Raw genomic sequence first — 23,174 nt, 5'->3', positions numbered from 1 at the left:
TCACCGTCCCGTGTGGGTGGTCAGCTCGGACGTGCGGGTCAGGAACCCGATGATGAACCCGAGCCCCCAGCCCACGTGGATGCAGGGCAGCACGACGAGCAACCAGAGGAGCGTCGGCAGCCCGGAGCGGCGCGCCACCGCGATCGACCCCAGGACGACGAAGAGCAGGTAGACGACGGGCACGACGAACCCGAGCAGCGCCCAGGCGAGCGGGGTGCCGAGCGCCGCGCCGACGATGCCGACGAGTCCGGCGACGACGCCCAGCGCCATCGCCGCGACCATCGCCGGCGGCACGAAGTAGCGCAGGCCGTTGTTCGCCGGGAACCGACGCGCGAGCTCGCCGCGCCAGAGCCCGGTGGCGACGAACTGCCGCACCAGGCGCTTCAGGCTCGGCCGCGGGCGGTAGGTGACGACGAGTTCCGGCGTGAACCAGACGGTCCCGCCGGTCTGGCGCAGCCGACGGTTGAGTTCCCAGTCCTGGCCGCGCTTGATGCCCTCGTCGAAGAGGCCGACGTCGAACAGCCGCTCACGTCGGAACACGCCGAGGTAGGCGGTCTCGGCCGGGCCGGCTGTGCCGCCCACGTGGTGCGGCGTGCCGCCGAGGCCGACACGGCTGCCGTAGGCCAGGGCGACGGCCCGCTCGAAAGGGGTCCGGCCCTCGGCGCGCATGATGCCGCCGACGTTGTCCGCTCCGGATTCCAGGAGCGTGCGCACCGCGATGCGCGTGTAATCGGTGGGCAGGACCGAGTGCGCGTCGACGCGGATGACGACGGGGTGCACGGACGCACGGATCGCGACGTTCAGCCCGGCGGGCGTCGAGCCGACGGGGTTGTCGATCGCGCGGATCCGCGGGTCGGCAGCGCTCATCTCGGCGACGAGTTCGTTCGTGCCGTCGATCGACGGCCCGAGCGCGAGGATGACCTCGAACGGGCCCGCGTAGTCCTGGTCGAGCAGACTGCCGACGGCGGCCCGGACCTCCGTGACCTCGTTCAGCACGGGCATCACGTACGAGACGCCCGGCAGGGGCTGTCCGTCTGACTGCATGCGTACCTCGGGGTGCTGGCTTGGCGGCACGGGACGCACCGGGGCGGTGCCGCCCCGCAGAGCGACCATGAGCCTATCAAGAGGCCGAACCGCCCACCTGCGTCGGCGCGGGACGCGCCCCCGTGACGGACTGGAGGCCCGGCGCACGTCGTGCCCCGGGCCTCCTGTCCGTCGTGTGGTGGCGTCAGCCCTTGCTGTCGTACGTTCCGAGCTTCACGTCGGCCTGGCGGGTCTGGCCGTCGCGGACGTAGCTGATCGTCGTCGAGGCGCCACCCGCGAAGAAGCGCACCTGCGCGGTCAGGTCGGTGGCGTCGGAGACCGACGCCGAGCCGATCTTCGTGACGACGTCGCCCTTCTGCAGACCGGCCTTCGCCGCGGCACCGCCGTTGGACACCGACTTGATGAGGGCGCCGACCTGGGTGGCGCTGGCGTCCTCGGTGGCGTCGCCGACCGTTGCGCCGAGGAGCCCGTGGGTCGCCGAGCCGTTGTCCTTGATCTCGTTCGCGACCCGCTTGACCAGGTTGGCCGGGATCGAGAAGCCGACGCCGATGCTGCCGGCGGCCGACTCCGACGACGACGAGCTGCCAGCCGAGGCGATGGCCACGTTGATGCCGATCAGTCGGCCCTTCGAGTCGAGCAGCGCACCGCCGGAGTTGCCCGGGTTGATCGAGGCGTCGGTCTGGATGACCGGGAGCGAGACGGTGGTGTTCGCGGACGAGCTGCTGCCGTTGTCCCCGTTGCCCCAGAAGTCGAAGGGACCCGAGCCGCCGTTGCCGCCCTCGTTCGAGTCGCCACCCTCGCTGGGGGCGCTCGAGGTGACCTGGATGCTGCGGTTCAGGGTCGAGACGATGCCGTCGGTGACGGTGTTCGACAGGCCCAGCGGCGCACCGATCGCGACCGCGGTGTCCCCGACGTTGAGCTTGGACGAGTCCGCGAACTCCATCGGCTTGAGGTCGGTCGCATCGATCTTGATGACCGCGAGGTCGACCGTCGGGTCGGTGCCGATGAGCTTGCCCGCGTAGATCTTGCCGTTCGAGGTCGTCACCGTGATCCGGCCGTTCGAGCTGTCGCCGTCGAGGGTGACCACGTGGGTGTTCGTGACGATGTAGCCGTCCTTGCTCATCACGACACCGGAACCGGTGCCGGCCTCGTTGCTCGCCGACACGTTGATCGTGACCACGGACGGGGTCGCCTGTGCCGCGACGGCGGTGACGACGGTGGCGGAGTCGTAGTCGTTGACGGTCAGGTTGCCGCCCTGCGACGAACCGGAGGACACCACGCTGCCACCGTCGTTCGCCGCCGACGATGCGAGCCACCCAGCACCGCCACCCACGAGCCCGGCCACGACGAGACCGGCGATGATCGGCAGGAGCAGCTTGTTGCGGCCCGAGCGCTCCTTGGTCGTCGTGGTCGCCGCGGCACCCGAGACGTCGTCGCTGAAGTAGTGCCCGTTGCGCTGGTTCGCGCCGTCGACGTCGCCGAAGGCGCTCGTGGCGGACTGCGGGGCCTGCGCGGATGCGTTCGCGTACTCGGAGGACGAACTCGGAGCAGACGAGGACGTCGGCTGGGCGTACTCGCCGTAGCGGGGGCGTTCGGCGCCCGGCTGGCCGTACGGGTTTTGGGCCTGCTGGCCGTACTGCGACTGCTGGCCGTACGGGTTCTGGGCCTGCTGGCCGTACTGCGACTGCTGGCCGTACGGGTTCTGGGCCTGCGGCGCCTGCTGGCCGTACTGCGACTGCTGGCCGTACGGGTTCTGGGCCTGCGGCGCCTGCTGGCCGTACTGCGGCTGCTGGCCGTACGGGTTCTGGGACTGCGGTGCCTGCTGGCCGTACGGCGACGTCTGCTGGCCGTAGCCGCCCTGCTGCGCGCGCGAGGAGTCACCGGAGACGGCCGGGTACGGCGCGGTGTAGCGGTCGGTCGGGTGGTCCGTCGACGACGGGATCACGTCCGTGTGGTCCGGGGTCGTCTCGTCGTTCTGGTTCGGGCGAGAAGTCTCGTCCGGCTGGTCGGAGTCGTTCGGCATCGACGTGTTCCCTCTCGTGGCCGCTGCTGCGGCGTCCTCACTGGCGGCAGGCGGAGCCGCATCGTCCGGACGGCGGTCGTCGCCCTGCCCGTCGGGCGTGGTGTCGGTCATGCTGGACGTGCTCCTTTCAAGCTCGTGCAGTCTGTCGCAAGCACCTGAGCGGTCCTTCTGGCGAGGCTGCGAGCCACCCCTGGCGATCTTATGCGTGCGCTGTACACGGTGCCCCGGTCCGCCGCGGGACGGACAGCTAGGTTGGGGTCCGTTCAGCGCGACACGTCGTCGCCCGCACGGGAGGGAACCACATGCGCCAGGCAGGACCGTGGCTGCGAGCCGCCGACGGAGCGATGCTGCTCGGACCGGACGGAGTCCCCGCACCGACGGTGTTCGCCGAGATGAGCGCCCTCGCCGCCAACACCGGCGCGGTCAACCTGGGGCAGGGGTTCCCCGACGAGGACGGGCCGGCCGAGGTGCTCGAGGCCGCGGTGCAGGCGATCCGCGACGGCGCGAACCAGTACCCGCCGGGCCGGGGCACCCCCGACCTGCGGGCGGCGATCGCCGAGCACCAGCAGCGGTGGTACGGGCTCGAGGTGGACCCCGACCGCGAGGTCCTCGTCACCGCCGGTGCCACCGAGGCGCTGGCCGCGACGATCCTCGCGCTGGTCGAACCCGGTGACGAGGTGATCACCTTCGAGCCGTTCTACGACGCCTACGGGGCGCTCATCCGGCTGGCCGGCGGGGTGCACGTCACGGTCCCGCTCACCGCACCCGACTTCCTGCCGGACGAGCGCACGCTGCGTGCGGCCTTCACCGACCGCACCCGCGCCGTGCTCGTGAACACCCCGCACAACCCGACGGGCCGGGTCCTGCCCACCGAGGTGCTGCAGACGATCGTCGACCTGGCCACCGAGCGCGATGCGGTGATCATCACGGACGAGGTCTACGAGCACCTGACCTTCGACGTCCCGCACACGCCCATCGCGACCCTGCCGGGTGCCGCGGAACGGACGGTGTCGGTGTCGAGCGCCGGCAAGACCTTCAACACCACCGGGTGGAAGGTCGGCTGGCTCACCGCTCCCCCGGCGCTCGTCGACGCGATCACGACGGTCAAGCAGTACCTGACGTTCGTGAACGGTGCACCCTTCCAACCGGCCGTCGCCGTGGGACTCCGCCTGCCCGACGCGGTGTTCACCGGCATCGCCGCCGACCTGCGCGCGAAGCACGAACTGCTCGCGAACGGACTGACGGCTGCGGGTTTCGACGTGATGCGCCCCGACGGCGGCTACTTCGTGCTCGCCGACGCCGCGCCGCTCGGGTACGACGACGCCCGCGCGTTCTGCCTCGAACTGCCGGCTCTGGCCGGGGTCGCCGGGGTCCCGGTGTCGGCGTTCGTCCGCCCGGACCGTGTCTCCGGCTACCGGTCCCTGGTGCGCTTCGCGTTCTGCAAGCGCCGGAGCGTCCTGGAGGACGCCGCCGCACGCCTGGCGACCCTCGGAACGCGCCCCCGCGCCTGAGCCGCGACCGCGTCGGGGACGCGACGGACGCGTCAGCGCTGCCCCGGGCCTCCAGGCGGGGTGCGCAGTGCGACGTCGTACCGCCGCAGCGACAACGACGGGTTCACCCGACGGACTGCGTCCGTGACGGTGGTGTCGATCGTGGCGGTGAGCGTGCCCGGCGAGGCACCGGCCGAGGCCACAGCGACGCCGGACGGGTCGAGGACGACCGAGCCGCCGATCCCGATGGGCGGCGTCTGGCCGACCCCGACGACCCAGACGGTGTTCTCGATCGCGCGCGCCGTGAGGAGCGTGCGCCAGTGGTGCTCCTTGCCGGGCCCGCGCACCCACTCCGCCGGGAGGACGACGACGTCGGCCGCGCCGGTCTCGGGAGCGGCGAGCCGTCGGGTGACCTCGGGGAAGCGCAGGTCGTAGCAGGTCTCGAGCCCGACGCGGACTCCGCCGAACTCGAAGACCGGCAGCTGCTCCGGGTCGCCGGACTCGATGCGGTCCGACTCCCGCGAGCCGAAGGCGTCGTAGAGGTGGACCTTCCGGTACGTCGCCGCCACGTCCCCCGACGGGAGCACCGCGACCAGGGTGTTCCGGAAGCGCTCCGGCGTGTCCGCTGACTCGGCGACCCCGACGACCAGGGCGATGCCGGTCTCGCGAGCGACGTCGCGGAGGCCCGAGACGAACGGACCGTCCAGGGGCTGCGCCGCGGCGACGAACCGATCGTCGATGTCGGCGGTGAAGTACGAGGTGTACTCCGGCGTGACGAGGAGGTCCGCGCCCCGGGCGGCCGCGTCGACGGCGGCGGTGCGCACGGTGTCGAGGTTGGCGACGGGGTCGTCCACGGGGGCGAACTGCGCCGCCGCGATCGTGAGGGTGGCCATGCGGTGAGCGTACCCGGGGGTGTGCGGCGGGCGGGCCTGCGATCGGTCGTCCGGCGGGCGGGCCTGCGGCCGGTCGGCCTGCGGCCGGTCGTCCAGCAGGCGGGGACACGAAGAAGGCCCCGGTCCTGTTGGACCGGGGCCTTCATGTGACGCTTGGTTGCGGGGGCAGGATTTGAACCTACGACCTCTGGGTTATGAGCCCAGCGAGCTACCGAACTGCTCCACCCCGCGGCACGATTAGAAGCCTACACGGGGCCGTGGCGGGACACAAATCGAGTGCCCCGCCACGGTGTGTCACTTGCCGTTCTCGGCTGCCGTGGCGGCCTCGATCGCGTCCTGGAGGCGCTGGTCGGCTTCCGCCGCAGCGACCAGGTCGTTGTCCGCGTAGGCCTCCTGGCGGTCCTGCAGGGCTGCCTTGGCGTCGGCCAGGGCATTCTGCAGGGCGTCGTTGTCAGCCGAGCCGGAACCCGCCGAGCCGGTCGAGCCGGTCGACCCGGAGCCCGTGTCGGAGCCGGAACCCGTGTCCGAGCCAGACCCGCTGTCGGAACCGGAACCGGTACCGCTGCCGCTGTCGCCGCCGCTCGCGCCGGAGTCGCCGGCCGCCGCACCGGAGTCCCCGCCGAACAGCGAGTTCAGGGCCTCGTCGAGCGTGTCCTCGAACGCGATCTTGTCGCCGAAGGCCACGAGGACCTTCTGCAGCAGCGGGTACGAACCACTCGAGGTCGACTGGACATAGACGGGCTGCACGTAGAGGAACCCGCCGCCGACCGGGAGCGTGAGCAGGTTGCCCTGCTTCACGGTCGAGTTGCCGCGCTTCAGGATGTTGAGCTCCTGCGACACGGTCGAGTCACCGTTGAAGAGGCTCTGCACCTGTCCGGGGCCCGGGATGTTGTCGGTCTTCGGCATCGTCAACAGCGTGAGTTTGCCGTAGCCCGACGCCTTCTCGCCCTTGCCGGCACCACCCGCGTCGGAGTTCACCGCCAGGTAGCCGGTCAGCACGTTGCGGTTGTTCGCCCCGGCCGACTGCTGCGGGATGTAGGTCGTGTACAGCGAGTACGCGGTCCCCTGACCCGGCACCTTCATCGTCAGGTAGTACGGGTCCTGCAGGTTCGCCCTGTTGGCCGTCGTCGTCGTCTGCGCGCCGAGCGCGTTCGTCGACGTCGCCGCGGTGTCGGCGTCGCTGTCCGACGTCGCCGTGCTCGTCGGTTCCTGCGGGGTGTTCCACGCGTCGTCACCCGAGTAGAACGAGTTGGCGTTGGTCACGTGGTAGGTGCCCAGGATCGAGCGCTGCACCTTGAACAGGTCCGTCGGGTACCGCACGTGGTCGAGGAGTTCCGCGCTCATGCTCGACACCGGCTTCATCGACGTCGGGAAGATCTTCTGCCACGTCTTGAGGACCGGGTCCTTCGTGTCCCACGTGTACAGCGTCACCTTGCCCGTGTACGCGTCGACCGTGGCCTTCACCGAGTTCCGGATGTAGTTCACCTGGTCGGTGCGGTACGTCGAGGACTCGGCGCCGGCGATGCTGTCCGACAGGCTCTGGCTCTGCGAGTACGGGTACGCGTCGCTCGTGGTGTAGCCGTCCACCACCCACTGGATGCGGTGGTCGACGATCGCCGGGTACGCGTCGCTGTCGACGGTCAGGTACGGCGCGGCCTTCTGCACGCGGGTGATCGGATCGCGGTCGTAGAGGATCTGCGAGTCCTTGTTCACCGCGTTCGAGAGCAGGATCTGCTCCGACTGGAACTTCGCGGCGTAGACGAGCCGGTTGAAGAAGTTGCCGAGGCTCGGACCGCCGTCGCCGGCGTACGTGGTGGTCGCGTTGCCACCGTTGTCGTCGTCGGAGCCGGACGGGTAGTCGAGCTCGACGTCCTTCGTGCCCTTCGGGGCACCCACGATCGAGTAGGGCGGCGAGGTCTCACCGAAGTACACGCGCTGCTGGAAGTCCCCCAGGGCACCGTTCGACGGGATCCCGGACTCGAGGAACACCGGCTTGCCGTCGCTCGCGCGCTGGTTGCCGTAGGCCGCGGTGACGCCGTAGCCGTGTGTGTAGACGAACGCCCGGTTGTACTGCGTGTTCGCGGCCGAGCTGAGCCCGGCGAGGTCGATGTCGCGGACCGCGATCACGGTGTCCTCGGTCTCGCCCTTGACGTCGTAGCGGTCGACGTCCAGCTCCTTCGGGAACTGGTAGTACTGCCGGTACTGCTGCAGCTGGCTGAACGTGTCGGAGACGATCTTCGGGTCGATGAGACGGATGTTGGCCGTGGTCTGCGCGTCCTTCGCGAGCGCACCCGAGCTCGTCTCGGTCGTGGCGTCGTAGTTCTGCTCCTCGACGCCGGCGACACCGTAGGCGTCACGCGTGGCCTTGATGTTCCGCTCGATGTAGGCGGACTCGAACGTGCGCTCCGAGGGCTTCACCTGCAGACGCTGGACGACCCACGGGTAGATGCCCCCGACGACGATCGCGGCGACGAGCAGCAGGCCCGTCCCGACGATCGAGATGCGCCAGCGGCCGATGACCGCCGTGACGATGAAGAGCAACGCGACGATCGCCGCGATGCCGGCCATGATCTCGCGGCCCGGGATCACCGCGTTGACGTCGGTGTACTGGGCACCGGTGATGAGCGAGTTCGACTTCGTCAGGGCCGCGTACTGGTCGAGCCAGAGGCTGACGGCCTGCAGCGCGATGTAGAGCGCCGCCGTGACCGCGAGCTGGATGCGCGCGGCGCGGGAGATCCGGACCTCACGACCACCGAAGCGGAGCGCGCCGTAGAGGTAGCTCGCCGCGAGTGCGGCGAGACCGGCGATGAGGACGACGGCCGACGAGTAGGCCACGATCGAGCGCCAGAACGGCAGCTCGAACACGTAGAACCCGATGTCCAGTCCGAACTGCGGGTCGGTCTTGCCGAACGGCGTGCGGTTGAAGTACTCGAGGACCATGCTCCAGCGCCCCGCCGTCGAGAGCCCGGCGAAGATGCCGAGGACCACGGGGATGCCGATCATCACGGCGCGCCGCAGGGGCTCGATGACCTGCTGGTAGCGGTCGAGCTGCGAGTTGAGCTTCGCGTAGACCGGCCGGAACCGGAACGCGAGCGCGATGCTCACGAAGACCGGGACCGCCATGCCGAGGAAGCCCGCCAGGAACATCAGCGTCCCGGCGATCCACCGGGTCGTGAGGACCTGCTGGAACCCGAGCTGCGCGAACCACGCGTAGTCGGTGTACAGGCTGGCGAAGATGAAGAAGGCGATCACCAGTGCGGCCAGCACGATGATCGTGACCACGATGGGGACCCGCGGCGAACGCCGCCCCGAGGTGGACGAGGTTGTCGTCACTTGATGTGCTCCAGACGTGTCGGACCGGCGGGCCCGGCTCGCGGCGGGCCGTCAGTGACACTGATCCTATGGGACCCGACCGGACGTGAACCTGTACGGGGACTCAGGACCGGGTCAGGAACCGCAGCGGGCGAGCTTCGCGGTGCTCCCGCCGTCGGCGATCGTCTGCAGGTCGGTGACGGCCTGGTCGAGCGTGGAGACGCTGTAGACGTCGAGTCCGTCCGGCACGTGCCCGACGACCTCGTCGCAGTTGTCCGCGGGGGCGAGGAACACCGTGGCACCCGCGTCCGCCGCCCCGTAGAGCTTCTGGCGGATCCCACCGATGGGCCCGACCTCGCCGTCTGCCGTGATCGTGCCGGTGCCCGCGACGTGCTTGCCGCCGTTGAGCTTGCCCGGCGTGATCTCGTCGATGATCCCGAGCGCGAACATCATGCCGGCGGACGGACCGCCGACGTCCTGCAACCGGATCGACACCTTGAAGGGGAACTCGTAGCGCTCGGTGACACCGACCCCGAGCAGCGCCGTGCCCTGTTCACTGCGCGGCGTTATCCTGACGTCCTCGGTCGCGCCGTCCCGTTCGACGGTGACGGTCGCGGGGCGCGAGGTGCCGTGCTTCGCAACCAGCTCGCGGAGGCTCGAGGCGTCGGCGTTGGTCGTGAGCGACCTGCCGTCGAACGCCGTGATGACGTCGCCCTTCTCGATCGCGCCGTCGGCCGCCGAGCCCTCCTGCACGGCGCTGACCTCGAGTTCCGTCGGAAGGTCGTTCCCCTGTTGGATGAGCGCGGCGGCGACGGCCGACTGCTGCGATGCCTGCATGTCGGCGGAGTCCCGCTCGTTCACCTGCTCGGTCGTGGTGCCGCTCGGGTAGATCGCCTCGACCGGGATGACCGCCTGTGACCTGGTGAAGATCGCGCGGATGACGCTGGTCCAGGACGGACGGTTCGTGGCGTCGCCCTGGATCCCGACGGTGAGCATGTCGAGGGCACCGGCCGTCGGGTACGTCTCGTGGCCGGACACCTGGATGAGCTTGACGTCCTTCGCGTCCTTGCCCGTCCCCTGCTTCTGCGTGCCGATGGTGTTGTAGACCGGCCCGGGGACCTCGATGAGGTACGGGCTGGGCAGCAGGCTCGCCAACAGGCCCAGGACGACCGCGCCGATCAGGAACGCCCACCCGACGGTCCGGGCACGCGAGCGACGACGGGGCGCGGGGGCGAAGAGGGTCACGCGGGGTCCTTCCGAGGTGGGCACCCGCGCCTGGCGGCAGGGTGGTCGCCCACGTCTCGCGACGGGGCTGTTCGCCCTGGGCGCAGCGCTTCGGGCGTTCCCACGGGGGCATCCCAGGTGCGGCCCCGTGAGCAGCGATTAGCGTAGTCGGCATGCCTGATGAACCACAGCCGGGGCCGGACGACGACTTCCAGGAGATGCTGCGCAAGCTGCTCTCGGGCGAGGGCCAGATCGACCCGTCGCAGCTCGCCGGTGCCGCCGGCCTGCCGAACGACCCGGCCTCCGTGGCGAACCTGATGAGCCAGCTCCAGCGCGCCGCCCAGTCCGGCGGTGACGGCATCGACTTCTCGGCCACCGCCGAACGCGCCACCGCGATCGCTCGGGAGGGCGGCCACCCCGTCGACCCGGCCACCTCGCAGGCGGCCGACCAGGCGTTCCAGGTCGCCGCACTGTGGCTCGACGAGGTCACGACGGTCGCCGAACTGACCGCGACCCCGAGTCTCTACACGCGTGAGCAGTGGGCCAAGGCGACCGTCCCGGTGTGGACGCAGATCGCCGAGCCGGTGGCCTTCAGCATCGCCGATGCCCTGACCGAGGCGATCGACCAGCGTGCTCCCGAGCAGCTCAAGGCGATGCTCGGTGACGTCTCGAAGGCGATGCGCGGCATCGGCGGGGCGTTGTTCGCGATCCAGCTCGGTCAGGTCGTCGGGCAGCTCTCGAAGGAGGTCGTGTCCGGCGGCGACGTCGGCGTGCCACTCCTCGACGAGCAGGTCGCAGCGCTCCTGCCCCAGAACGTCGCCGAGTTCGCCGAGGGCCTCGACGTCTCCGAGGACGAGGTCCGCATCTACCTCGCGGTCCGCGAACTCGCGCACGCCCGGCTCTTCCGGTCGGCACGGTGGCTCCGGCTGCACATCATCTCGTCGATCACGGACTACGCACGGGGCATCCACATCCCCTTCGACCGCGTCGAGGAACTCGCGGCCGACATCGACCCGACCAACCAGGAGCAGCTGCGCGACGCACTCGCGTCGGGTGCCCTCATCCCGCCGCGCACCGCCGAGCAGGACGCCGCCCTCGCCCGGCTCGAGACGATGCTCGCGCTGGTCGAGGGCTGGGTGGACACGGTCACCGCTGCTGCCACCGTCCGTCTCCCCAAGGCCGGGGCGATCGCCGAGATGGTGCGCCGTCGCCGTGCCGCGGGTGGCCCCGCCGAGTCGGCGTTCGCCACACTCGTCGGCCTCGAGCTGCGGCCGCGCCGTCTGCGTGAGGCCGCGGCGATGTGGCAGCGGGTGACCGACGAGCTCGGTGCCGAGCAGCGCGACGCCCTCTGGTCGCACTTCGACCTCGTGCCGACCTCGGACGACGTCGACGCACCCGACGCCCTCGTCGCACGGCTGCGGAACCCGTCCCAGACCGACGAGGACGACGCGTTCGACAAGGCCCTCGAGGACCTGCTGAACGACTCGACCGGCGCGCGCCCGCACGAGGACGAGTCCGGCCGCGTGGCCGACGACCCCGAGGGTGGAGCGGGCGACGAGCCCGGGAACGACACGGGCGACCAGCCCCGCTGAGTTCTCCACAGATCCCTCTTGTGACCCCACGCGTGCCGCGCACTCCGGCACCGTGGGGTCATGGGCATCCGCATCGATCCGACGCTCGAGTTCGTCTGGCGTGACCCCGCCACGGTTCAGCTCGGGGTCGACCCCCCGCGCGCGGTCGTCGCGGTGCCCACCACGGGGGAAGAGCGGTTCCTCAACGGCCTCCGACGAGAGACCGGGCACGACGTGCTGTCCGGCCTCGCGGCCGCGTCGGGGTGTTCCCCGGAACGTGCTGCCGGGGTGCTCGGTGCCGCGTCGCCCGCGGTGGTCGAGGTCCTGCCCGAGCCGCTCGAACGCATCGAGGTGCACGGCGCCGGTGTCCTCGCCGACACCGTGGCGACGTTCCTGTCCGGCGAGGGCGTGACGGTCAGTCGTACCACCGCGCCCGCCGGGGGGCCGATCGTGCTGCCCGAGCCCGAACCACGCCTCGCCGTGGTGGTGGCCGACCACGTCGTCGACCCGGCGCTCCGCGCCGCGTGGACCCGACGGGGCGTGCCGCACCTGGCGGTCGTCGTCGGGGACGGACGCGTCCGTCTCGGTCCGTTCGTCGTGCCGGGAGCCGGGCCGTGCCTCCAGTGCGCTGAGTACGCACGCGTCGACGACGACCCGGCCTGGCCGGCCATCGCCGCCCAGGTGTGGGGCCGGCACCCGGCACCGCTCTCACCGTGGCGGGCAGCGGCGGTGGCCGCCGCCACGACACGGATGCTGCTGGAACGTCTCCCGCTCCGGACGCAACGGGCCGAGCCCGACCAGCTCGTCTTCGAGCGCGACGACCTGACGGTCAGCCGTTCGCCGGTCCGACCCCATCCGCGGTGCGCGTGCCGAGCGCTGCCAGGAACCGACTCGGAGCCCGGGCTCCCCCACGCGTGGAGCCCTGTTGCGACCACGTGATCGTGACGGATCGGCGGGCTCGGGTCAGCCCGACGTAGAACAGGCGTCGCTCCTCGTCCACCTCGGTGTCGGTCGACGCGTGCGAGATCGGCAGGAGACCCTCGGCGGCGCCGGCGATGACCACGTGCGGCCACTCCAGACCCTTCGACGAGTGCAGCGTCGCGAGCGTGACGGCGTCGACCTCGGGCTCGTGGTGCGTCGCCGCACGGTCCACCAGGTCCTGGGTGAACTGCTGCATCGTCGTGCCGGCGGGGGCGTCCTCGGCCAGACCCATGATCGCCTGCAGCGCTTCCCACTGCTCGCGCACTGCGCCGGTGCCCTCCGGCGGCGTCTCCGTCCAGCCGCTGACCTGCAGCACCAGCCGGACCCGTCGGGTCAGCTCGTCGTCGGTCTGCCGGATCGCCTCGCCGCGCATGTGGTGGACAGCGAGCTTGACCTCCGGGCGGTTGAAGAAGCGGGTGCCTCCCTGCACGCGGTACGGGATGCCGTTCCGGCCGAGCGCAGACTCGAGCGCTGCGGACTGCGCCCCGACGCGGAAGAGCACGGCGCATTCCCCGTAGGACGCTCCGGCTCCGACGAGCTCGGCGATGCGGCGGGCGATGGTCTGCGCCTCGTCGCCGTCGTGGACACAGGCCAGCACGACCGGTTCCGGGCCCGGTTCCTGGCTCTGGGCCACCAGGTCGAGTGCCCCGGGCTGGCCGCGCATCAGCGTGTTGGCCGCGGACACGACCTCGCGGGTGGAGCGGTAGTTCCGCTCGAGGCGCAGGACCGACCCGCGGGGGAACTCCGACCCGAACCCGAGCAGGTAGTCGCTCGAGGCGCCGGCGAACGAGTAGATGGTCTGACTGGCGTCGCCGACGACGCACAGGTCGTCACGGCCACCCAGCCAGGCCCGCAGCAGGTCGTGCTGCACCGGCGAGACGTCCTGGTACTCGTCGACCACGAAGAACCGGTACTGCTGCCGCACGTACGACGCCACGCGGGGCTCGGACTCGACCATGCCGAGGGTCGCCAGCAGGACGTCCTCGAAGTCGAGCTGCCGCCGGTCGTCCTTCAGCCGCTCGTACGCCTTCATCAGGTCGATGACCCGGCGCGGTGTGGTGTCCCGCGGCATCACCCGGTCCGCGGCGGCGGCCTCGTACTCGTCGAGCGAGAGCATCTGCACCTTGCGCCACTCGACCTCGGCGGCCAGGTCGCGGAGCACCGGGGTGTCGACGTGCATGCCGACGGTGTCCGCGGCGTGGGCGATCATCCGACCCTTGGACTCGACGATCTTGGGGGCGTGCCCGCCGACGGTGTCCGGCCAGAAGTAGCTGAGCTGCGCCATCGCGGCGGCGTGGAAGGTGCGCGCCTGGACCGTCCCGGCCCCGAGGGCCCGCAGGCGCGACCGCAGTTCGCCGGCGGCACGGGTCGTGAAGGTCAGTGCGAGGACGTGGTTCGGGGCGTAGGTCCCGGTGGCGACCCCGTAGGCGATCCGGTGCGTGATCGCACGGGTCTTGCCCGTCCCGGCACCGGCCAGCACCGCGACGGGACCGAGCAGGGTGCGGGCGACCGTCCGCTGCTCGGCGTCGAGCGCGGCGAGCAGTTCGTCGGGCGACGGCGGCCGGGGCTCGACTGCCCCTGCGCCCGTTGCGCCGCGCGGACCGGTGACGCTCACGGCAGGTCCAGCGGCCCGCCGTACCACTCCTCGATGATGGCGCGGGCGATCGAGGTGCGTCCCGGCAGCAGCAGGGTGTCGCCGGCGCGCTCGCGGATCTCGTCGCGCGAGAACCACCGGACGTCCAGGATCTCCACGCCGTCGGGGCGTGCGGTCGTCGGGTCGCCGCCGGCTGCACGAGCACGGAAGCCCACCATCAGCGACGCGGGGAACGGCCACGGCTGCGAGCCGAGGTACTCGGGCTCTTCGACGCGGACTCCGGACTCCTCCCAGACCTCGCGGCGGACGGCGTCCTCGAGCGACTCCCCCGGCTCGACGAACCCGGCCAGCAGCGAGTACCGGTCGGCGTCCCACGCGGCGTTGGAACCGAGCAGGATCCGGTCGTCGGCGTCGACGACCCCGACGATGATCGCCGCGTCCGTGCGCGGGAAGAGGTCGTGCCCCTCGGGGTCGCGGCGGACCCATCCGCCGCTCACGACGGCCGTGGGTGACCCGGTGCGCGGCGAGAAGCCGTGCACGGCGTGCCAGTTGGCCATCGCCACGGCTTCGACCGCCAGGCCCTGGTCGCGGGGCGAGAGCTCGGTGCCGAACATCCGGAGGCTCTGCCAGGCGGCGTCGTCGGGTTCGATGGTGGTGGCCGTCGCGCTGTCGATCAGGGCGGCGACGAAGCGGGTACCCGCCGGGGCGTCGGCTGCGTCCGACACCGCGCGGCCCAGGTACAGGGTCACGGTGTCGACCGGGATCTCCGTCGCGGCCACGAAGCGCAGGGTGCCGTCGGCGTTCCGGAGCATCTCAGCACCACGCACCGGTAGGTACCGGGTGTGCTCGTCCTCGCGCAGGACACGCTCGACGTCGTCGGTCGTGCGGAACTCGGCGTCGCGGTCGAGTTCGTTGCGGGAGAGCGGGAGCCGGGCGGCGAACTCGACGGTCACGGCGGGAGAGCTCCTCGGATCGGGTGCGGACGTGCAGGAGACGTGCGGTGGGCGTACGGGCCGCCGAACAGCGTGGCGTGCAGCCGTGCACGCGTCACGCGCCTACCCTGAGGGGCATGGCGGGATCCCAGTTCACTCTAGCCGCGTTGGCGACGACGGCCGTTCCAGGTCTCCTCGTCACGGGCACGCGCACGCTCGGCTCGGCCGCGGCCGGCGACTACGAGTCGGCGCTCCTCCGCGACGCCGACGGCACCGAGATCGTCATCCGCCGCCCCCGGAACCAGCGCGCCGAGGCCCGGCAGTCAGCCGACCTCGTCGCCATCCGTGCACTGAGCGCCGGCATCCGCACGCGGCTGCCGTTCGGCGTCGCCGAGTACCGCGGCCAGGCACCGATCGGGTCGACGCGCGCCATCGTCACGACCCGACTTGCCGGGACCCACCCGACCCTCGCGTCGCTCGTCGAGCGCCCCGACCTCGCCACCAGTGTCGGCCGTGCCGTCGCCTCGATCCACCAGCTGCCGACGAGCTTCGTCTCCGACGCCGGGCTGCCCTCGCTCACGCCGTTCGAGGTGCTCCGGTCCGCAGTCTCGGTGATGGACCGCGCCGTGGCGACCAAGCTCGTCCCCGCCGCGCTCGTCGAACGCTGGGAGGGTGCCGCTCGGGACCAGCAGCTCTGGCAGTTCACACCGACCGTCGTGCACGGGTCGCTCGGCACCGGCGCCCTGCTCGCCGACGGCGATGCGGTGACGGGGGTCCTCGACTGGGGCGAGCTGCGGCTCGGCGACCCGGCGAAGGACCTCGCATGGGTGCTCGCCGGCCGCCGCGACGCCTTCGACACCGTCCTCAGCGCCTACGAGGCGAACGGCGGCGGACGCGACCGCCAGCTCGCTCAGCGTGCGCGCGTGCACCACGAGCTCGAGACGGCGCACTGGCTGCTGCACGGCGTGCAGGCGAAGAGCACCGAGGTCGTCGACGATGCCGTCTCGATGATGCACCGCCTGGTCGACGCGGTGCACGCCCCGAGTGCGGAACCGCTGCAGTCCGTGTCACCCGAGACGATGGAGATCGGCGAGGTGGAGCAGCTGTTGTCCTCCACCGAACGCCGCCACGGCTGACGCCGCCTCGTTCCACACCGTCTCGTTCCACACCGCCTCGTTCCACACTTCTCGTGCACCGTCTCACGGTGGTCACGACTCCCCGCTCAGTTCCGCCGAGCGGTCACGACCTGTCGGTCGCAGCGCGGCCACCCGAAGGTCTGTGACCACTCGCTGTGCGTCCTGCGGGGTGTCGTGACCGGTCCCGGCCGCCGCCCGGGCACCTGACGCGACCGCCTGGAGGCCCGGTGCCGGCCCGGCGGACCGGCACCGGGCCTCCAGGGCGGAGCACGACACGGGCGCGGCGCGACACTGACGCGGCTCGACACGGGCTCAGCGCGACAGGGCGCAGGGCGCAGGGCGACGATCGAGGCGCGCCTCGCGCGCAGCGCGACACAGGCGGAGCACGACACGAGCGCGACGCGCCTTCCGCGGGACGTCAGCTGCCGATGGCCTCGGACCACGCACGCTCGAGTCCGGCGCGGTCGAGCAGCTCGGTCGGACGGACCTCGAGGTCGTCGGCGACGAAGTAGAACACCGCATCGACCTGGTCGAGCGGCCGCCCGGTGAACTCGGCGTAGGCGACGCGGTACAACGCGAGCTGCAGCGTGCGTCGGGCCAGGTCGTCCGCACCGGACGGTGCCTTGCCCGTCTTCCAGTCCACCACCTCGGCACGCCCGTCGATCTCGTACACGGCGTCGAGCTTGCAGACGACGCTGTGCCCGAGGAACGGGATGTGGATCTCGCGCTCGACCTCGATCGGCGTCAGCCCGGCCCAGCGGGAGCGGGCGAACGTCGCCTGGAAGTCCGCCAGTCGACGGGCGTCGTCGTCGGTGACCACGGCGTCCGGCGACGCATCGGCGAGGTCGTCGGCATCGAGGTCGAGCTCCCCGTCCCACACGTCGAGGGTCTCGAGCGCGCCACCGCTGCGCGCACGCTGCTCCACCCACTGGTGGAAGAGCGTGCCGAGCCGGGTCGCGCGGTACGGTCGCTCCGGCATCGGCCGGCGGAGCCGCTCGGCGACGGAGTCGGGTTCGGTCAGGTAGTCCTTGAAGCCCGACGCCGGCACCCGGTGCGGGACGGCGACCGCGTGCTTCGCGTTCCGGGTGGCGTGCCGCTCGGCGAGCAGCAGGTCGATGTCGGCGGCGAAGCGCCCCGCCGCTCCGGGGTTCGCGTTCCGCACCCGCTCCGCGGCGGCCAGGACCCGCGGCGCACGCTGCCCGAACGGCACGTGCGGCCAGGTCTGGGTCGCGCCGCTCTCCCCCATCGGGTTCTCGTCGTGCACCGTCGTCTCCGGGATCGCCGCACCGTCGATGACGCCGGCGTCCACCAGGTCGCGCAGGTAGCGGCTCGGCTCGGTGGGTCGGACCCCGCCGGCCCAGAACGAGCCGGACACCAGCAGGTCGTGCTTGGCACGGGTCAGGGCGACGTAGGTGAGCCGGCGTTCCTCGTCCTCGTTGCGGGCCTTCACCTGTTCCTTGAAGGCGTCGATCGCCGTCGTGACGTCCTTCTGGGTCTCCTGCCCGCGCCAGGCGAGTCGTGGCAGCTCGGCGGCGTCCCCGCGGAACTCGTACGGCAGCCGGCCGAACCCCAGCCAGCCGGACGAGCCCTCCTGCGGGCGTGCCGGCAGTCCGCCCTCGACCATCCGGGGCACCGCGACGGCATCCCACTCCAGTCCCTTGGACCCGTGGATCGTCAGGATCTGCACGGTACCGGCCTCGGGCTCCTCGGAACGCGGGCCCATGTCGTCACGCCGGGCTGCGGCGTCGATCCACCCGAGGAACGAACCGAGGTCGGCGCGGTCGTCGGTCGAGACGAAGCCGGCGAGTTCGTCGATGAAGGCGTCGAGGTAGGCGCCGCTCCCCTGTTCGTGGGCGGCGACCTCGATGTCGAGCCGCATCTCCTGCACGACGAGCGTCACGAAGTCGACCAGGTCGCTCCCCGCGCGTGACCGGAGCATCGCGAGCTGGCCGCCGAGCGCACGCATCCGGCTGCGACCCGCGGCGGTGATGCCCTCGAGCGCGCCGTGCTCGTCGGGCGCGGTCGCCACGAAGTCGAGCGCATCGACGATCGACCCGTGCTCCCCGGCGGCAACGGAGGCCCGGAACGCCGCGGTCAGGTCGTCATCGAGCCGCTGCTGAGTGTGGTCGCGCTGGAACAGCCACCGGGCGAGCTGGTGCAGGGCGACGATGTCCGCCGCACCGACCCGCCACCGTGCACCCGCGAGCAGCCGGATCAGGTCGTTGCCGGCCGCCGGGTCGTGCAGCACCCGCAGGCACGCCACCAGGTCGACGATCTCCGGGCGCTGGAGCAGTCCGCCGGTGCCGAGCACGTGGTACGGCACCCCGCGGGCACCGAGCGCCGCCGTGAACGCCGCGAGGTCCTTCCGCGCGCGCAGCAGCAGCGCCATCGAGCCCGTCGGGTCCTGACGGCGATGGTCCTGGAACCACGCCGCGACCTCGTCGGCCTCTTCCGGCAGGGTCTCGGGGAACACCACCCGCACGGTGCCGGCGTCCGCGCCCGGCCGGGGCGAGAGCCGTTCGACGTCGACCTCGGACGCCTCGGACAGCGGTGCCACGATCGCGTTCGCCCCCGCGAGCACGTCCACCGGGTTCCGCCAGCTGGTCGACAGCGCGAAGGTCACGGGTTCGGCCACGCCGGGTTCGTCGCCGCCGAAGTCGTGCGGGAACCGGGCGAGGTTCGCGGCACTCGCACCGCGGAACCCGTAGATCGACTGGTGCGGGTCGCCGACCGCCATCACCGAGTGCCCGCGGAACAGCCGGGCGAGGAACCGGGTCTGCACCACCGAGGTGTCCTGGTACTCGTCGAGGAGCACCACCCCGTACCGGCTCCGCAGGTCTGTGACGACGCGTGGGGCCGACTCGGCCGCGGCGAGCGCGAGGGCGATCTGGTCGGAGAACTCCACGAATCCGCGGTCGACCTTCTGCCGCCAGAACTCGGCGACCAGGTCGGCCAGGGGTTCGAGGGCGCCGATCGCGGCGACCGCGTCGGTGATCGCCTTGTACGGCTTGCCGCGGTTGCCGGGGAGTTCGAGCAGCTCCGAGAACTCGATCGCGAACCGGCGGAGGTCCTCCGGTTCGACGAGGTGTTCGGAGGTGGCACCGGCGAGCGCCACCACGGCTGCGGTCAGGGTGTCGACGTCGCGGTCGAGTCCCGCGAGCCGGTCGTCGCGGGCGGCCACCACGACCCGACGGGCGAGCTGCCAGGCCGAGGGTTCGGTCAGCACCTGGGACTCGCCGTCACGCCCGACGAGCAGGGCGTTCTCGCGGAAGACCGCGTTGGCGAAGGCGTTGTACGTCGAGACTGTGGGCGCTTCGAAGGCGTCCCCGGGAGTGATCAGTCCGACGTCCTCGAGCGCGCGGATGCGGTCGTTGATGCGGACCGAGAGTTCACCGGCGGCCTTGCGGGTGAAGGTCAGTCCGAGGACCTCGTCGGGTCGGACGAGTCCGTTGGCCAGCAGCCAGACGACGCGCGAGGCCATCGTCTCGGTCTTCCCGCTGCCGGCACCGGCGACGACCAGCGCCGGCACGAGCGGCGACTCGATGACGGCACGCTGCTGGGCGGTGGGACGGGGGCGACCGAGGGCGTCGGCGATGGCGTCGGCGCCGTGCCGGATGACGGGCGGAGCAGCAGGAGCCGTGTCGGCCGCAGTAGCCGTGCCGGTCGTGTCGGTCGTGTCCGCGGTGTCGCTCACCAGGTCACCTCCGCCACCACGTGGATCCGGCACTCGACCCCGGTCCGGGCCTTCTCGCAGTGGTCGTCCACGTTCGCCACGAACGTCCGGCCGGCCATGCCCCGCGCCACCCCGTGCAACCGCTCGCGGTAGGCCTCCCGTGCCTCGGCGTCGAACGCGTGCTGCGTCCGCTCGGAGTACGCCTGTCCGCCGCGGGGGTTCTGGACGAACACCAGCCGGGCGTCGGTCATCGGAGACCCCGCCGGCACGCCCTCGACCGCGCCGTCCTCGACCGCGAGTTGGTAGGCGCCGAGCTGCGGGTGTTCCGGCATGTCGTTCTTCTCGCTGGGCATCGAACGGCCCGTCTTCAGGTCGACGACGCTGACACGGCCCTCGGGGTCGACCTCGATGCGGTCGATGCTCCCCCGGATGCGGGCGGGGCCGGTCACGAGCGCGAACGAGGTCTCGGCGCCGAGCAGTCGACGGCCGGCACTGGCGAAGGTGCGGAGGTAGTCGCTCAGCCCTTCGATCATCCGCCGGGTCCGGGCGCGTTCGCGGTCGGCGACCCAGGGCGACTCGAAGGTGAGCTCGTCCCACCGCGCTTCGACCTGCTCCCACAGCGACTCGACGTCGATCTCGGTGGCGTGCTCCATCGCTTCGTGCACGATCGTGCCGATGCCCATCGCCGGGCTCGGGGCACCGCCGCCGAAGGTCTGCGCGAACCAGTGCACCGGGCACTCCTCGAAGGTGCCGATGCGCGACGGCGACACCGACACGGCCGGAGCGACGGGCTCGCCGCCCTCGACCCCGGGCGCGGGCTCGGGCTCGGCGTCGAGGTCGACCAGGGGGTCGTCCGTGGTCGGTTCGGCGAGCCCGTACCACTCGTCCGGAGCCGCACCGGGTACCTCGGCCTCGGCCAGGCGGGCCAGCGCGGACGCGGCCTCGTGATCGCCCGAGCCCACCACCCGGCGGCGCAGCGACCCGGCGAGCCCACGCAGGGACAGCGGGTGGACGGTCGGCTGACGGTCCGGCGGCACCGGGACGAGTCGGACGAAGGGTGACGGCGACTCGTCGTCGTTCGCGACCGTGCCGATGACGACCTGGGTGGTGGCGCGCGAGACGGCCCGGGCGAACAGCCGGAGTTCGTCGGCGACCACGGCGGCACGGTCGTCGATGGGCGAACGCTCGACCCCGGCAGCAGCGCGGACCAGTCCGTCCGGGTCGAGCAGACTGCCGCGCACCCGGGTGTTGGGCCAGACGCCGTCCTGCAGACCGAGCACCACGACCACGTCGCACTCGAGTCCGATCGTCGCCGACGGCGTCAGCACCCGCACCCGGCCGGCGGTCCGGTCGGGGCCGATCGAGTCCTCTGGCAGGTCGGCGCCGAGCAGGTCGTCGACGAAGACCCGAGCGGGGGCGTCCGGCGTGCGCTCGACAAAGCGCTTGGCGGCGGTGAACAGGCCGACGACGGCGTCCAGGTGCCGGTCGGCCTCCCCGGCGCCGACCCCACCGGCGGCGGACTGGGCACCCCACGACTTCGCGAGACCGCTGCGTTCCCAGAGGCCCCAGAGGATCTCCTCGATGCTCGATCCCGCCTGGGCGTCGGCACGCGCCTGCACCAGGCTCCGGGCCAGCCGGGTCGCTCGTCGCGCGAACCCGGCGTCCACCGTCGCCAGGCGCTCCGGTGCGCCCAGGGCATCGACCAGCAGTTCGTCGGCGGTGCGGCTGCCGTCGCCCGCGAGCTCCTCGCGCCGCAGGGCGAGCCGGAGCCGACGCATCGCCAGGGTGTCCAGGCCACCGAGGGGCCCCGTGGCGAACGCGGTGGCCAGGGCGGCGTCGAGCGGCAGGACGTCGAGCGCCACCGCAGCCGCGTCCAGCAGCGCCCGCGCCGCGGAGTCGTCGCGCGGACGGACGGGCGCGGCACCGGCGGTCGCCGGGACCTCGGCCACGGAGAGTGCCCGGACGAGTTCGGGGATGGCAGCACCGCTGCGGGTGACCACGGCCATCCGGTGCCACGGCACACCGTCGAGCAGGCGGTGTTCGCGCAGTCGACGGGCGATCGCCACGACGAGCGCGGACCGGCTGGCGGCCTCGAGGTGCACGACGGCGTCGGACCGCGCATCCTGGTCGCCCGCCGACGCGCTGCGCTGCCGTCCGGCCGCCGCGGTGCCGATGCGACCCGTGACGCCGGTGACCAGGGCGCGGATCGGGGCGGGGTGCCGGTGCACCGCGCCGAGGAACAGTTCGTCGACCCGGTCGACCCCGAGTCGCACGGCCAGTCGACCGAGCACGTCCGGTTCGGCGCCGCGGAACGCCGAGGCGGCGATGTCCGGGTCGCCGAAGGCCACCACCTGCACGCCGGAGCGCGCGAGCGCCCCGAGCAGGGCGATCTCGCCCTCCACCAGTTCCTGTGTGTCGTCGACCACGACCAGGCGCAGGGCGGCGATGCCGGCGGGGAGCTCGTGCCGCAGCACCGCGGCGGTGGCGTACGCCACGAGTTCACCGGAGTCGAGCCCGGTCGGCCGGAACGCGGTGACCGATGCCCGGTAGTCGTCCACGAAGTCGCCGACGGCCCGCCACTCGGGCCGTCCGAGCTCGTCGCCGAGTTCCCGCATGTCGTCGGGCTCGACGCCGGCGGCCACCGCACGCATCATGACGTCGCGCAGGGCGGTGCGGAACCCGGCTCGCTCCCGGACCACGGAGGTGATCGGGTCGGGCCAGGCCGGTCCGGCGCCGTCGAGTTCGTGCCCGGCGAGCAGGTCGGCGATGATCCGGTCCTGCTCCCCACCGGTCAGCAGCGTCGGGGGTTCCTGCCCCTGCACCGACGCCGCGTGGGTGACGATCTGGAACGCCAGTGAGTTCACGGTGCGTGCGAGGGCACCCGGCACGACCCGGTCGACCGCCCGTGCGAGCCGGTCACGCAGCGCCGTTGCAGCCGTCCGCGCCGAGGTCAGGGCGAGGACCGTCGCGTGCCCGTCGGGCGTGATCGCGTCGGGTCGGGCCAGCCGGTCGGCGACGAGCCGGGCGAGCGTGGTCGTCTTGCCGCTGCCCGGCGCACCGATCACCGCGGCGTGACGGCCGTCCGGCAGCGCGAGCACCGCGGCCTGCGAGGGGTCGTCGACCAGTGCGCGCGCGAATCCCGTGTCCTCGGGAGCGGGCATCAGCGTGGTCTGCGGCACGCTCGTACGGTACCCAGGACCGCCGACAGCACCGCTGCGGACGCGCGGGGCACCGGTCGTCGCGCCGTCGAGTGCGCCCGCGGCGAACGCCCGATACCGCACGGGACCGCTCGGATACGCTG

General features: G+C 72.0%; 13 protein-coding genes and 1 tRNA gene. 4 read left to right on the top strand and 10 right to left on the bottom strand.

Annotated features, from left to right (window positions below; translation table 11 throughout):
- Together BR70_RS0101220 and BR70_RS18910 are read right to left on the bottom strand one after the other, a co-directional pair.
- The gene (locus BR70_RS0101220; RefSeq protein ID WP_027464590.1) at positions 1–1,044 is read right to left on the bottom strand and encodes a glycosyltransferase family 2 protein; all 1,044 of its coding nucleotides are present in this window, start codon (positions 1,042–1,044) and stop codon (positions 1–3) included.
- Positions 1,045–1,228: 184 nt separating this feature from the next.
- Positions 1,229–3,178: a S1C family serine protease gene (locus BR70_RS18910; protein WP_231495609.1), complete on the bottom strand. Its 1,950-nt coding sequence runs from the start codon at positions 3,176–3,178 to the stop codon at positions 1,229–1,231.
- Positions 3,179–3,369: 191 nt separating this feature from the next.
- Here BR70_RS18910 and BR70_RS0101210 point away from each other — a divergent pair, with 191 nt between their 5' ends.
- Positions 3,370–4,578, top strand: coding sequence for an aminotransferase class I/II-fold pyridoxal phosphate-dependent enzyme (locus BR70_RS0101210; protein ID WP_027464589.1), 1,209 nt, complete (start codon positions 3,370–3,372; stop codon positions 4,576–4,578).
- A 32-nt stretch (positions 4,579–4,610) separates the two neighbouring features.
- Here the strand turns inward: BR70_RS0101210 and BR70_RS0101205 are convergent, their stop codons facing one another.
- The 4 genes from BR70_RS0101205 to BR70_RS18905 form a co-directional block, all read right to left on the bottom strand.
- Positions 4,611–5,450: a carbon-nitrogen hydrolase family protein gene (locus BR70_RS0101205; RefSeq protein ID WP_027464588.1), complete on the bottom strand. Its 840-nt coding sequence runs from the start codon at positions 5,448–5,450 to the stop codon at positions 4,611–4,613.
- A 154-nt stretch (positions 5,451–5,604) separates the two neighbouring features.
- A tRNA-Met gene (locus BR70_RS0101200) sits at positions 5,605–5,681 on the bottom strand.
- Positions 5,682–5,744: 63 nt separating this feature from the next.
- On the bottom strand, positions 5,745–8,732 hold the full coding sequence (locus tag BR70_RS0101195) for a UPF0182 family membrane protein (RefSeq protein ID WP_197019595.1): 2,988 nt from the start codon (positions 8,730–8,732) through the stop codon (positions 5,745–5,747).
- 165 nt (positions 8,733–8,897) lie between these two features.
- Entirely contained in the window at positions 8,898–10,007 is a 1,110-nt protein-coding gene (locus BR70_RS18905; protein WP_035807577.1) for a YlbL family protein, read from the bottom strand.
- Positions 10,008–10,159: 152 nt separating this feature from the next.
- On the opposite strand from BR70_RS18905, the gene BR70_RS0101185 reads away from it, so the two are divergent.
- Positions 10,160–11,578 carry a zinc-dependent metalloprotease gene (locus BR70_RS0101185; RefSeq protein WP_027464586.1) on the top strand — a complete coding sequence of 473 codons (1,419 nt, stop codon included), beginning with the start codon at positions 10,160–10,162 and terminating at the stop codon, positions 11,576–11,578.
- 60 nt (positions 11,579–11,638) lie between these two features.
- Entirely contained in the window at positions 11,639–12,496 is an 858-nt protein-coding gene (locus tag BR70_RS21990; RefSeq protein ID WP_051596508.1) for a TOMM precursor leader peptide-binding protein, read from the top strand.
- On the opposite strand, the gene BR70_RS0101175 is transcribed toward BR70_RS21990, so the two are convergent.
- Complete coding sequence (locus tag BR70_RS0101175; protein WP_181440123.1) at positions 12,387–14,153, bottom strand: ATP-dependent helicase; 1,767 nt, start codon at positions 14,151–14,153, stop codon at positions 12,387–12,389. The genes BR70_RS21990 and BR70_RS0101175 overlap by 110 nt on opposite strands.
- Positions 14,150–15,085 (bottom strand): NAD(+) diphosphatase, encoded by a 936-nt coding sequence (gene nudC / locus BR70_RS0101170; protein WP_027464584.1) that lies wholly within the window; start codon positions 15,083–15,085, stop codon positions 14,150–14,152. Before nudC ends, BR70_RS0101175 begins: the two co-directional genes overlap by 4 nt.
- 116 nt (positions 15,086–15,201) lie before the next feature.
- Between nudC and BR70_RS0101165 the strand changes: the two genes are divergently transcribed.
- Complete coding sequence (locus BR70_RS0101165; RefSeq protein ID WP_027464583.1) at positions 15,202–16,200, top strand: phosphotransferase; 999 nt, start codon at positions 15,202–15,204, stop codon at positions 16,198–16,200.
- A gap of 418 nt (positions 16,201–16,618) precedes the next feature.
- Here BR70_RS0101165 and BR70_RS0101160 read toward each other — a convergent pair whose 3' ends face one another.
- Complete coding sequence (locus BR70_RS0101160) at positions 16,619–19,894, bottom strand: ATP-dependent DNA helicase (protein ID WP_051596507.1); 3,276 nt, start codon at positions 19,892–19,894, stop codon at positions 16,619–16,621.
- Complete coding sequence (locus BR70_RS18895) at positions 19,891–23,052, bottom strand: UrvD/REP family ATP-dependent DNA helicase (protein WP_197019594.1); 3,162 nt, start codon at positions 23,050–23,052, stop codon at positions 19,891–19,893. The genes BR70_RS0101160 and BR70_RS18895 overlap by 4 nt, the downstream gene beginning before the upstream one ends.
- Positions 23,053–23,174: the final 122 nt, after the last annotated feature.

Source organism: Curtobacterium sp. UNCCL17, assembly GCF_000686685.1.
In the GTDB taxonomy this organism is placed as follows: domain Bacteria; phylum Actinomycetota; class Actinomycetes; order Actinomycetales; family Microbacteriaceae; genus Curtobacterium; species Curtobacterium flaccumfaciens.
Note: the sequence above shows the minus strand (reverse complement) of the source record. Positions and strands in the feature narration are given on the sequence as shown.

Bases quoted from the DNA above. Each gene is read 5' to 3' on its own strand.
- BR70_RS21990 (WP_051596508.1), top strand. From the start codon at position 11,639: ATGGGCATCCGCATCGATCCGACGCTCGAGTTCGTCTGGCGTGACCCC.
- BR70_RS0101210 (WP_027464589.1), top strand. From the start codon at position 3,370: ATGCGCCAGGCAGGACCGTGGCTGCGAGCCGCCGACGGAGCGATGCTG.
- BR70_RS18910 (WP_231495609.1), bottom strand. From the start codon at position 3,178: ATGACCGACACCACGCCCGACGGGCAGGGCGACGACCGCCGTCCGGAC.
- BR70_RS0101165 (WP_027464583.1), top strand. From the start codon at position 15,202: ATGGCGGGATCCCAGTTCACTCTAGCCGCGTTGGCGACGACGGCCGTT.
- BR70_RS0101205 (WP_027464588.1), bottom strand. From the start codon at position 5,450: ATGGCCACCCTCACGATCGCGGCGGCGCAGTTCGCCCCCGTGGACGAC.
- BR70_RS0101185 (WP_027464586.1), top strand. From the start codon at position 10,160: ATGCCTGATGAACCACAGCCGGGGCCGGACGACGACTTCCAGGAGATG.
- BR70_RS0101220 (WP_027464590.1), bottom strand. From the start codon at position 1,044: ATGCAGTCAGACGGACAGCCCCTGCCGGGCGTCTCGTACGTGATGCCC.